Annotated in this window: 12 protein-coding genes; all 12 read left to right on the top strand. The window is 28.6% G+C overall.

Annotation, left to right across the window (positions count from 1 at the left end; genetic code table 11):
- Positions 1-5 precede the first annotated feature (5 nt).
- The 12 genes from AC3ITQ_RS01890 (at position 6) to AC3ITQ_RS01835 (ending at position 12,864) form a co-directional block, all read left to right on the top strand.
- Entirely contained in the window at positions 6-1,304 is a 1,299-nt protein-coding gene (locus tag AC3ITQ_RS01890) for an ABC transporter ATP-binding protein (RefSeq protein WP_489236599.1), read from the top strand.
- 9 nt (positions 1,305-1,313) lie between these two features.
- A complete protein-coding gene (locus AC3ITQ_RS01885; RefSeq protein WP_489236598.1) occupies positions 1,314-2,192 on the top strand; it encodes a class I SAM-dependent methyltransferase in 879 nt (292 codons plus the stop codon).
- Entirely contained in the window at positions 2,180-3,262 is a 1,083-nt protein-coding gene (locus AC3ITQ_RS01880; RefSeq protein WP_489236597.1) for a glycosyltransferase WbsX family protein, read from the top strand. The genes AC3ITQ_RS01885 and AC3ITQ_RS01880 overlap by 13 nt, the downstream gene beginning before the upstream one ends.
- Positions 3,263-3,312: 50 nt before the next feature.
- Positions 3,313-4,200: a glycosyltransferase gene (locus AC3ITQ_RS01875; RefSeq protein WP_489236596.1), complete on the top strand. Its 888-nt coding sequence runs from the start codon at positions 3,313-3,315 to the stop codon at positions 4,198-4,200.
- Positions 4,200-5,114, top strand: a complete 915-nt coding sequence (locus tag AC3ITQ_RS01870; protein ID WP_489236595.1) for a glycosyltransferase family 2 protein — start codon at positions 4,200-4,202, stop codon at positions 5,112-5,114. The genes AC3ITQ_RS01875 and AC3ITQ_RS01870 overlap by 1 nt, the downstream gene beginning before the upstream one ends.
- 3 nt (positions 5,115-5,117) lie before the next feature.
- On the top strand, positions 5,118-6,083 hold the full coding sequence (locus tag AC3ITQ_RS01865; RefSeq protein ID WP_489236594.1) for a glycosyltransferase family 2 protein: 966 nt from the start codon (positions 5,118-5,120) through the stop codon (positions 6,081-6,083).
- The gene (locus AC3ITQ_RS01860; protein WP_489236593.1) at positions 6,067-6,846 is read left to right on the top strand and encodes a glycosyltransferase; all 780 of its coding nucleotides are present in this window, start codon (positions 6,067-6,069) and stop codon (positions 6,844-6,846) included. Before AC3ITQ_RS01865 ends, AC3ITQ_RS01860 begins: the two co-directional genes overlap by 17 nt.
- A complete protein-coding gene (locus AC3ITQ_RS01855; RefSeq protein ID WP_489236592.1) occupies positions 6,846-7,634 on the top strand; it encodes a glycosyltransferase family 2 protein in 789 nt (262 codons plus the stop codon). Before AC3ITQ_RS01860 ends, AC3ITQ_RS01855 begins: the two co-directional genes overlap by 1 nt.
- A 434-nt stretch (positions 7,635-8,068) precedes the next feature.
- Entirely contained in the window at positions 8,069-9,145 is a 1,077-nt protein-coding gene (locus AC3ITQ_RS01850; protein WP_489236591.1) for a glycosyltransferase family 2 protein, read from the top strand.
- A complete protein-coding gene (locus tag AC3ITQ_RS01845; RefSeq protein WP_489236590.1) occupies positions 9,145-10,293 on the top strand; it encodes a glycosyltransferase family 4 protein in 1,149 nt (382 codons plus the stop codon). The genes AC3ITQ_RS01850 and AC3ITQ_RS01845 overlap by 1 nt, the downstream gene beginning before the upstream one ends.
- A 5-nt stretch (positions 10,294-10,298) precedes the next feature.
- On the top strand, positions 10,299-11,786 hold the full coding sequence (locus AC3ITQ_RS01840) for a hypothetical protein (RefSeq protein ID WP_489236589.1): 1,488 nt from the start codon (positions 10,299-10,301) through the stop codon (positions 11,784-11,786).
- 37 nt (positions 11,787-11,823) lie between these two features.
- Complete coding sequence (locus AC3ITQ_RS01835; RefSeq protein WP_489236588.1) at positions 11,824-12,864, top strand: acyltransferase; 1,041 nt, start codon at positions 11,824-11,826, stop codon at positions 12,862-12,864.
- The last annotated feature ends 186 nt before the right edge of the window (positions 12,865-13,050 follow it).

Genomic DNA, 13,050 nt, shown 5'->3' with positions numbered 1-13,050 from the left:
CATAATTGAAAAAAGATATCATTTTAAAGGCAGAGAATATTTCTAAACAATATCGTTTAGGACAAGTTGGTACTGGTACATTAAGTCACGATTTTAATAGATGGTGGCATGAAATACGTGGAAAAGAAAATCCATATTTAAAAATAGGTGATACTAATGATCGTTCTACAAAAGGAACTTCAGAATATGTATGGGCTTTACAGGATATCAATTTTGAAGTAGAGCGCGGTGAAGTTTTGGGTATAATTGGAAAAAATGGTGCAGGAAAATCAACCCTACTGAAGATACTTTCAAAAGTGACCGCTCCAACAACTGGCAGTATAAAATCGCGTGGACGTATTGCTTCACTACTGGAGGTAGGAACTGGCTTTCATGGGGAAATGACAGGGAGGGAAAACATCTATTTAAATGGTGCTATTTTAGGAATGACCAAAAAAGAAATCATTTCTAAAATTGATGAAATTATTGACTTCTCTGGCTGTGAGCGCTACATTGATACACCAGTAAAAAGATATAGTTCTGGAATGACCGTTCGTTTGGCATTTGCAGTAGCCGCTTTTTTAGAACCTGAAATTTTGGTTATTGATGAGGTATTAGCTGTTGGTGATGCTGAATTTCAGAAAAAAGCTATTGGGAAAATGCAGGATATTTCACGACAAGGAGGAAGGACTGTTTTGTTTGTGAGTCATAATATGGCTGCGGTTAAAAGTCTTTGTACTAAAGGAATTGTTTTAGAACATGGAAAAGTTGTTTATGAAGGGAATGTAGTTGAAGCTATATCAGAGTATTTAAGTCTAAATATGAATCTAAATTCTGTTAAAAAATACTCTATTGAAGATGCTCCATCTAGTGAAGCCATTAGATTATTGGAGACAGAAGTTTTAAATGATAAACTTGAATCTAAATTGGATTATTTTATTACAGAGAGGATTGGAATTCGAATAAAATTTGAAATTTTAAATGAAACGGATGATTTGGTATTAGGATTGAATCTTTTTAATAACGAGGAAATTCATATTTTAAGTTCGCATCAAAGAAATAATAATATTAATTATAAAGTAGGAATTTATCAAACAATTGTTTGGTTTCCTAATAATTTCCTTTCAGAAGGATTTCATTTTTGTGGTATTGCTGCAATGTCTTATAGGGGGATTTTCAGGGTTCATTTTCATGAAATAAATAAATTCTCTTTTAATATAATTGATGATTTTACAAATAAATCTGCTAGGGGAAGTTATTACAAAGGAAAATTTCCTGGAGTTATTCGTCCAATTTTGGAGTGGGATAATGTTAAGAGTTTATAAAATTTAAGTATGAAAGATTTGGAGTTTACAGGTGAACGATTAACGACAAGCGTTGATTCAATTCACGGGGTTATTGAGCATCTACATCGATATGCTTTAGCTCAAAAAATGACTAAAGATAAGATCGTTTTAGATATAGCTTCTGGCGAAGGATATGGTAGTTTCCTTTTAAGTAAAAATGCAGTCAAAGTTTATGGAGTTGATATTGATGAGAAATCTATAAACCATGCGAAAGTTAAATATGCATCGTCAACAAATATTGAGTTTACCGTTGGCTCTACAGATGAAATACCATTACCAGATAGTTCTGTTGATGTGGTAATCTCTTTTGAGACAATTGAACATCATGATAAGCACGATTTGATGATGAAGGAAGTTTCTAGGGTGCTTAAACCAGATGGTATAATCCTTATTTCATCTCCAGAAAAAAGTATTTATTCTGAGAGAGATCCTAACAACCCTTATCACATAAAAGAATTAAGTCTGCTTGATTTTGAAAAATTGTTAAATAATAATTTCAAAAATGTTAAATTATTTAATCAGCGCTTTGTTATAGGTTCCTTAATAAATTCATTTGATCAAAATAAGAGATCGGATTTTAGTTTTTTTGACGGAGATTACACAACTATTTATAATGAATTATTTTATGATCAGTTTTATAACAAACCTTACTTTAATTTAGCATTATGTTCTAATGTTGATTCGGAGCTTTATTTAGAAATTGGAACCTCAATTTTTAACGGTGTTAAGGCAGTTAAAAATGAAATGAATAAACAAAAACTCATTGATTCAAAAAAATATCAAGAAGTTTTAAACTCAGAATCTTATAAATTAGGTCACTTTTTTGTAAGAAAAATAAATATATTAAGAAAGTTGTGGAAAAAATAAAACCTATTGCAATATACCTTCCTCAATTTCATCCGATTCCCGAAAATGATGAATGGTGGGGTAAAGGTTTTACCGAATGGACTAATGTGACGAAAGCTCATCCAAGATTCGAAGGACATTATCAACCTCATTTACCTGCTGATTTAGGGTTTTATGATTTACGTTTAGAGGAAACAAGATTAGCGCAGGAAGAACTTGCTAAGATGTATGGAATTTACGGTTTTTGTTACTATCATTATTGGTTTAATGGAAAAAGACTTTTAAACGAACCATTAGATAGAAAGCTTAATAATCCTAAAGAAGATTTACCTTTCATGATGTGCTGGGCAAATGAAAATTGGACAAGAGCTTGGGATGGTTTAGATAAAGAAGTATTACGTAAACAAGATTATAGTTTTGATGATGATGCAAATCATATTCAGCACTTAATTTCTTATTTTAAAGATGATAGATATATAAAGGTTGAAGGTAAGCCTGTATTTATTGTTTATAGACCAAATCTTTTTCCAAATATGCAAAAAACAATTGAAATTTGGCGAAAAATAGTTAAGGAATTTGGTTTTCCAGATTTATATATAGGCTTTGCTCAAAATAAAGAATATCAATTTGATCCAGCAGATAAAGGTTTTGATTTTGCTTTTGATTTTCAGCCAAATTCTTTACATAATGCTACTGCAAAAATTTACCCTACAACTTTTCAAAAAAAAATTACAAGAAAAATAAAAAATATATTTAGGATAAAAGGAAATATGAATTATTACGTTGATTATTTGGATTTTGCGCAGAATCAGATGAATAAGCTTTTTTTAAAAGATGTGTATCCAGGGATAACTCCGATGTGGGACAATTCGGCAAGACGAAAAAATAATAATTTCATATTACACGATTCAACACCTGAAAAATATAAAATTTGGTTACAACATATAAAGGAAAATTATTCTTGGGAATCTGTTCCTGAAAATTTTCTATTCATTAATGCATGGAATGAATGGGCTGAAGGCAATCATTTAGAACCTTGTCAAAAATGGAAAAAAAGTTATTTAGAAATAACTAAAGAAGTATTATCATAAAAAAAGATACTTTGAAGTATAACTTAGGGAAATAATTAAATAAATAGCAAATGGTGATTAATAACAAGCCACTAGTATCTATTTGCATTCCAACTTATAATGGAGCTAAATATCTACAAGAGTCTTTAGAGAGTATTAAAAAACAGACCTATTCTAATGTTGAAGTTATTTTTAGTGATGATACTTCTAGTGACGATACATTATTACTCATTCATAATTTTAAAAGCGAAGTCAATATTCCTGTTTACATTTATAATAATAGTAAAAAAGGAATAGGAAGTAATTGGAATAATTGTATCAAACTTGCTAATGGTGAATATATAAAATTTCTTTTTCAAGATGATGTTTTAGAATATAATTGCATCGAAGAAATGGTGAATGCTTATAATAAATTCCCACAAATAGGACTTGTTGCCTCAAAAAGAAGCTTTATAATTGATGAAAATTCACAAAATGAAACTATAAAGCAATGGATTAGCAAGTATGGCGATTTGCAAGAAACAATTTCTCAATCTGAAAATGAGATTTTAATCTTAGATAATCAGTTATTTAGAAGTAAGCAATTCACTTTGTCACCGCTAAATAAAATAGGTGAACCAAGTACTGTAATGTTTAAAAAGTCAATTGTTAAAAAAATTGGTTACTTTAGAACTGATCTGAAACAAGTTTTAGATTATGAATTTTGGTATAGAGTATTAAAAAACAACAAAATTGTCATTATCAATGAGCCACTTGTAAAGTTTAGAATTCATCAGGACCAGGCAACAAATGTTAATCGAAGAGATGATATAAAAGATTATGATATTTATGATAAATTATTATATAAAAAATATTATTCACTATTAAACCCTGAAGTGCAAAAAAGACTTTATAAAAAGTATTCTTTTCTTGCCAGAGTAAATCGCAAAATCAAGTCTATTATGAAAATTAAGAGTTAATGAAGATAGCGGTAATTATAGTTACTTTTAATCCGGAAAAGTGGATTGAAAAATGTTTTTCGAGTTTGAGAAAAAGTACCCTTGAACTACAGACAATAGTAATTGATAATAAATCTTCTGATAATGCGACAACAATAATAAAAGAATTATATCCAGAAGTCACCTTGTTAGAATTGGATAAAAATTTAGGTTTTGGACAAGCAAATAATATTGGAATAAAAAAAGCTTATAATGATGGTGCGGATTACTTTTTTTTGTTAAATCAGGATGCCTGGATCGAACAAGATACTATTGAAAAGTTGATTATTGCTCATCAAAAGCAAAAGCAATTTGGAATATTAAGTCCGATGCACCTAAATGGAAAAGGAGATGCATTAGATTATAATTTTTCCTCTTTTGCAAGCCCACCCAAATGTAAAAAATTATTTTCAGATATTTTTTTAAATATAACAGACGATAAAATATATAAAACGGAATTTGTCAATGCAGCCGCATGGCTAATTTCTCGAGATTGCATTGAAAAAGTGGGCGGGTTTAGTCCTGTTTTTTTTCATTATGGAGAAGATGATAATTATTGTCAGAGGGCTAGATTTCATAAGTTATCTATAGGAATTCTCCCTGTTGCTAAAATTTATCATGATCGGGAAGATAGAAATAAAAATCATTATTTCGATGATATAAAAATTGCATATCAACGTAGAATACTTTTAAAAGCTTCTAATGTTTTTTATGATTTCTCATTTAAACGTGAATATTTTCATTGTTATTTTCAAATCATTAAATCAGGTTTATTATTTAGATTAAAAGATAGTTCTAATGCATATTTGAAACTTCGAATTTTAAATTCAATAGATAAAAACCAAATTGCCAAGAGTAAAATGATCAGTAAAATTCCTCAGAAATCATTTTTATAAAAAATGACTCCTTTAATTTCTATAATTATACCTACTTATAATCGTGCTCACTTGATAAGTGAAACACTTAATAGTGTTATTAGTCAAACATACACAAACTGGGAATGTATCATTGTTAATGATGGTTCTCTTGATAACACAGAAAAAATTGTTAAGGAGTATATCAAACAAGACAATCGATTTCAGTTTTATGATCGACCGAAACATCTTTTAAAAGGGGGAAATGCTGCGCGGAATTATGGATTTGAGGTAAGTAAAGGAGAATTTATTAACTGGTTTGATGATGATGATACAATGGAAAAAGATTTTTTGTTTACAAAACTTTCTTCTTTTAATGAAAATATTGATATTGTGATTGCACCAGGATATTTTTGCGATTCTCAATTAAACATTCTTAAAGAAATGAAATTCAAATCCAGCGGTAATTTATTTGTAGATTTCTTATTATGGGAATTACAGATTATAACGAATTGCGTAATGATAAGAAGGGAATTTTTAATCAATAGAAAGTTATTTGAAGATTGGATAGTTCGGGGCCAAGAAACAGAGTTTTTTTCAAGACTTTTTTATAAAATTGATAATAATAAAGTTCGTATTATAGATAGTTTCCAATTTTTTCATCGAAATCATTCAGAGAGAAAGACTTCAAAAGATAAAGAATATATTATCGAAAATCAAAAATGCACGGGATATATTTATATAAGCAATTATAGTAGAGTGAGAGAGCAAAAAAATGAGATGCTCATAACATTATTTTATAATAGAATTATTGCATTATGGTTTCGTCATCTTAAATTTAAAGATTTTGTTAATCTGAGAAACTTAGAAAATCAATTTCTTTTTAGATTAAAGGAAGACAAGATTAATTTTTTGAAAATTAAACTCGCATTTTTTTTGTGTCGAAAATTTAATATTCAATCTACTAAATTCAAGAATTTTCTAAAGAAAAAATATGAATCAGATTCCTAAAATAATCCATTATTGTTGGTTCGGCAACGCCGATTATTCTAATATTCAGGAAATTTGTTTTGCGTCATGGAAAAAACATTTACCAGATTATCAATTTATGTTATGGGATGAAAAGAATTCAGATCTTGATCATCCTTTTATTCAATTTGCATATAATAAGAAAAAATTTGCTTTTGTAGCTGATTATGTGAGATTAAAAGCGGTGTACGATTTCGGTGGAATTTATTTGGACACAGATATGTTCTTGGTGAAAGATTTCGATGCCTTATTAAATCAAAGTTTTTTTATTGGTGCTCAAGACAAAAAATTAATCAACGCGAGCATTTTTGGAGGAATTAAAAAAAACGACTTTATAAAAGAATGCCTAAAATACTATGACGATCAAAGACCGCAGGAGTGGCAATTGAAATTGGCAATCCCTAGAGTTTTGACAAGAGTTTTTGAAGCATATACCAATACTTTTAATACAACCTTTGATTCGTTTATAGAAATGAAGGGATTATGTGTTTATCCAGCTGAATATTTCTATCCATTACCTTTTGATGTTAACAAGTCTTTTCAAAAAGCCTTTTTAAAACATGCAGTCGATAATACAATCGCAATTCATTTATGGGAAGGTTCGTGGATCGATTATGATATTTTTCAGTTAATTCGAAAGCGAAATTATTTAAAGGCTCTAAAAAAAATAAATTTTAATAAAAAAATAAATTTTAAGTTTCTAAAAAAATGCACTAACGCAATAATTTATTCAATCAAAAATTAATGATTTCAGTTGTTATAAGGAATAAAAATGAAGCAATTGCTTTAGAATCCATTTTGAATATTTTGCAAAAAATATACATCGATGATATTGATGAGATAATTGTAGTAGATAATAAATCCACAGATGAAAGTATACTTGTAGCGGAAAAATTTAAATGCAAGATTATAACCATTGAAAATTTTACATATGGAAAAGCAATTAATTTAGGTATTAAAAATGCCAAAAATGATCTCATTTTACTTTTAAGTTCACATGCTGTCCCAATAGGAATGTCTTTTTTCAAAAATACAATTATAGCAGTCAATAAAGAGGAAAAATCGGCTGGTGCAAGATTTATTAATTCTATCGAAAATTATAAAAGAGCATTGAATAATGATTTCTTGGTTAAAGATGGTTTGAATTTTGGTTTGATGGCTGCTTGTGCAATAGTAAATAAAAAGGTTTGGGAAACTTATCCATTTGATGAAAAGCTGATAGCAAGTGAAGATAAGGAATGGTCTGATCGAGTATTAAAAGCTGGTTTTAAAATTCTCGATATAAATGAAACTTTTTTTTATTTTGCTAATAGAAATGATAAAGAAAAACTAAAAAGATGGGAAATTGAAACAATAGCACATTATCAATTGCATAAATTAAAATATCCATCGATTTTTAAAATAGCATTAAATTTTATTAAGAAAATGACTTTTAATTTACCTAAAGAGTATTTAAAAAAAATGAAATTTGAATTCTTATCTCTGATAGTAAAATTAAAAATAAGTAATTCGCTTAGAAAAAAAAAGTTATGAGTTAGTCTATAACTCATAAAAATAGTAGTATTGATTTACTATTTAATTAAATGAAGAATTTTATTGTGGCTTAGGGGTATGAAATAACCTAAAAAGGTTTAAGACTAGAAGATGTCTTTCTAAATAGTTGTAAAAAATGAGATAATTATTATATGGCATTCTATAAGAAGGTTAAAAATGTTCCAATTGTTGACATATTTTTATGAGTATGATCGCAAAACAATAAATTTTTTTTACATGCATGGTTAAACAAGAGAAAAGATAAAATTCAAGAACTAACACTTTGTTTCACATCGCTATAAAATTCTTTAAATAAAATATTATTCTTCGTAATTATTATTGTTACGGGAATAAAAGTTCAACGATAGTAGCTGATTTTTTATGAAAAGTTATTATAAGCAAAATTATTTGCAGCCAATTTATAAAAATATCTAATGATAACAATTGTTTTAACCAATCGTAATCGTGATTTACAGACTATAAAAAACTGTCTGGACTCTTTAGCAATGCAAACCAATAATGAGTTTGAATTGTTCTTTGTTGATTATGGTTCAAATGAAACTTATGTGCCTCATTTAGAAAAGCTCCTTTTAGAATATCCTAAAATTAAGTATTTGAATTGCCCTGTTTCCGGACAATTATGGAATAAATGCAGGGCTATAAATATTATTTTGCAACAATGTAAAACCGCTTATTTTTTTGTTGGAGATATTGACATGCTTTTTCACTCTGATTTTATCAGCAGACTTCACGAACTTAAAAATGAATCCAGAGTCACCTATTTTCAAGTTGGCTTTTTAGGCGAAAAAGAAACAGCACTCCAGAAAAATTTTGATAATGCGACTATTAGCTTTACTTCAAAAAAAGAGGCTACCGGAATGACATTGTATCCAACTCAACTATTAAAAGAAATTAATGGATACAATGAATTTTATCACGGCTGGGGTGCAGAAGACACAGATGTTCATGTTCGATTAGAAAATCTTGGAGTTGAAATTGAATTTTACAAAAAAGAGATTCTTCTTAAGCATCAATGGCATCCAAAAACATATCGAACTAATTTAAGTACAGATCCTTATCATTTTAAATTAGAAAGAATTAATCACTCCTATATTCTTATTTCACAAACGAGTAAACAAATAAAGGCAAACATAGATCAGGAATGGGGTGTTTTGCCTGAAAAAAAGGAGTATGCCAAATTATCGAATACTACTGACTGTACTACAATAGAGATTGAGCCAGAAATATCTAATGTGAACGCGTTATTAGCGCAATTAAATAATTTTGAAGATAAAGTCGTTTCTGTAATTATTAAAGATGTATCCAACAACAATAAAATAAAGCAATCAGTAAAAAGAATTTTGGGAAAAAAATATCTTAAATTTTTATCTATAAAAAATGTAAACGATATGATTCTCCAGGAAATTGTTTTGCATTACAGAAATTTACCCTACCAATATTCATTTAATCAAAATGAAGGCTTAATTCACCTTAAAATTTGTTTTAAGTAATGAAAATCCTAATGGTTTCGATTTCATCACTTCATTTTTTTAGGTGGACTAGTCAGCTTCAAGATTCAGGGTATGAGGTGTATTGGTTTGACATTACCGGAATGAGTAACAAAGTTGAAAGATTAAATTGGGTCTCACAAAAAACGAACTGGAAACTAAAATGGAATTATCCGGGCCGAATATTTTTAAAAAGTAAATTTCCTGAAATAAATTATAAAATTCAAAAAATAAACGAAAGGGAAACCGCTAAAGTTTTTGAAGAATATTTGAACGAAATAAAGCCGGATGTGGTACATAGTTTTGCGTTATATTTATCATGTACTCCCATAATCTCGGTTATGGAAAAATATTCAAATCAAAAATGGATTTATTCTTCCTGGGGCAGCGATTTGTTTTATTTTCAAAATGATTCAAAATATTTAAAAGATATAAAACGGGTTTTGCCCAGAGTAGATTACTTGTTTACAGATTGCAAGAGAGATTATGAGATAGCAAAGAAATATGGCTTTACAGGCGATTTTCTTGGTGTTTTTCCTGGTGGAGGCGGATTTGACCTGGCCTTTATGAAACAATTTAAATTACCCGAAAAACAACGAAAAATTATTTTAATTAAAGGTTTTCAAGGAAGATCAGGAAGAGCTATTTCGGTTTTAAAAGCAATAGAATTGCTGGAAAAAGAATTGTCAAATTATACGATGGTTGTTTTTGGTTCTGACAAGGAAACCTTAGATTATGCAAAAAAATCGACATTAAAAGATTGGCCCAATTTTCAAATAGAAGGAAAAATGACACATCAGGAAGTTATTCAACTTATGGGGCGGTCTAAAATTTACATTGGTAATAGTAACTCAGATGGAATTCCTAATACTTTATTAGAAGCTATCTGCATGGATGTTTATCCTATCCAGTCAAATCCGGGTGGCGCTACGACAGAGATTATTAATCATGGTGTTAATGGTTTGCTAATTGAAAATTGCGAAGATGTTTCTGAAATTAAATCAAACATTTTGGATGCAATCGTGCATGTGCCTAAAACAAATCAGGATTTAAAAAAACTTCAGGAAGAATTAGAATTTGAATATTTAAAAGAAAAAGTACTGGATAGTTATAATAGTTTAGGTGATGTGCCAATAGAAATTAAAGATTAGTATAAGTGAAAAAAAGTATTTCGACTCAAGAAGATATTAAACAATTGATTATTGATATTGAGCAAAAGTGGCCTGTAGATTTATGGAATATAAATGGAATTGATATTTGGCCTTATGTTAGAATTAAGATCTATATAGATTTCTTAGTTCAAATGAATAAATCAGATTCGTCAACCGAAACAAATAAAAAGACAGAGAAAGAAAAGGCCAATTTTTTACTGCGTTATTTTTTAATGATTATAAAAATAACAGGCGCTTTCGTGAGATTAATTTCGTTTTTTTTAATGTTGAAAAATAAAAAGATTTTATTTTTTGGTTCACATATTCATAGAGTTGTAAATGAGGGTGTTTATTTTAATAGATTTTATGATTCAATGATTGAACATCATAAATTGGAAGATGAGGTTTATATGGTCGAGTATCAAAAAACCTATAACAAGATGTACAATCCTGGTGCTATAATAGAATTAAAAAAATATTTGAATGATTATACTTTATTCTCTAAAGTGTTTTCTGTTTTTACAAAAAATAAAAACACAATTGATTTAGAAGGGTATGATGACTTTTATCTCTGGTTGTCATTACATTTTTTTGAATTGAAAAAAGTGAAGATTTCACAGAAAGACTTAATTAATTGGTCTAATAAAATTAAATCACTTAAAACATTTTATAGATTATTTTATAAAAAAGTAAAACCATCTAAAATAGTTTTTCTTGGATATTATGGTTTGGATGATTTGACAGCCGCCCTATTGGTTGGTAACGATTTAAAAATTACGACCATAGATTTTCAGCACGGGCCACAAACTAACATTCATATGGCTTATACCAGCTGGACAAAAGTTCCAAAAGAAGGTTTCAATATAATGCCAGTTGAATTTTGGAATTGGGATTCAAGATCAAAAAGCAATATCGAAAAATGGGCTTCTAAGACAAACAAAGTTAAGTCAAGACTGGTGGGACAACCTTTTGTTTCATATTATTTGAACAAATATAAGAATATAGAGAAAAGTGATCAAAAACAAATTTTTTATAGCTTACAAACTACTCCATTTTCGATTGAGGATATGATTACTCCTAAAATTATTTCATTAATAAAAAAATCGAATTTGAAATGGATTTTTAGATTGCATCCAAGAAGTAACATAAGCTTGCAATCATTAAATGATTTTTTGATGCTGCATAATATTGGTGATAAAGCCGTGACTCAGGATGCATTTCAAACTCCTTTGCCAGAATCTCTTGCCAGTTCTTTTTTGCATGTTACAAATTATTCTGGTTGTTTAATTGAAGCTTATTTAATGGGAATCCCGTCATTATTAATTCATAATATGGGTAAAGAAATGTTTAATTTATACATCGATAATAAAAAAGTATTTTTTCTGGATCAAAATGAATCAAATTTTGAATTGGATTTTTCTAATCTTATTGAAAGCATGGGAGAAAATAGTATGTTTAACACCAAGTTAGAAGTTTATAATCCTTTAGCATAATTTAATTGTGGAAAATATGTTAATTAAAAATTGAATTTTGAATACTAAAGAAAACTTTTTGTGGATTTCAAACCTGCGTGTACTTGCTGTCCTTGCAGTTATTTTTGTACATACAGCCTCACCTTTGGTTACCAAATTTGGTTTATTGCCAACTGCATTTTGGAATTATGCTAATTTTTATGATGCTGTGTCTCGATTTTGTGTGCCTGTGTTTGTAATGATTTCAGGAGCTTTATTGCTCAATAAAGAGTATCAGATTGTTATTTTTTTCAAAAAGCGCTTTGTTCGTATTCTCTTGCCTTTTTTATTCTGGAGTATTTGTTATGTCTTATATTCAATTTTTATAAAAACCAGCGATTATCAAAAAATGCATTTTTTTGATATAATTAAAAAACTGATCAGATCTGTTTATTTTGGCAGCGCTTACCATTTGTGGTATGTTTACATGCTTTTAGGATTAATACTGATTATCCCAATACTTAATTCCTGGATTATGAGGGCAAAGAAAAATGAAATTCATTATTTTTTATTGTTGTGGTTTGTAACTCTTTCATTTAAAAACCTGGGAATGGAAAATTACAAACCACCAATAGAGTTGCTTTATTTTTCAGGATATGTTGGTTATTTAGTATTAGGTTATTATTTGTCTGTTATTGAATTTAAGAATACAAAAAAGTGGAAAATAATAGCTTTACTGCTTTTTATTTCTGGTTCTCTTATTACTTTTTTGGGTACCTATTGGCTTTCACTTTCAAAAGGAAAAACCGACAGCTCATTATATGATTTTTTTAGTTTTAATGTACTTCTCGCTTCGATTGGCATCTTCATTTTTTTTAGATTGTCTGATTTTTTTAATCGAAAAAGCAATTTAGTTATAGGGCAGATAAGTCATTTTAGTTATGGCATTTATTTAATTCATGTTTTGGTTTTATGGATATTAGATAGTTTTGCGATAAATGCTTCGTTGATTTCTCCATTAATAGGTACTCCAATTACAGTTTTGTTATGTTTAGGTATCTCAACAATTATAATAAAAATTATTAATATGAATAAGTTTGGCTCTTATATTTCAGGCTAGCTTTGTTCTCTTAGTATAACCTTTTTGTTATATACTTGTTTCATAATTCATTTATAATTAGGTGCTTTGACGCTGGAGGGTAAGAGGTTTTTTTTATTCTGATAGTTATGTGCCTGATGAGCATAATTTTAATTAGTATAATACATCGTTTTTTAAGTTTAAAAGTTATTTTTGGGTGCATTTAAA

The sequence above is a fragment of the Flavobacterium sp. KH_001 genome (assembly GCF_057840745.1).
This window is presented reverse-complemented; position numbering and strand designations above follow the sequence as displayed.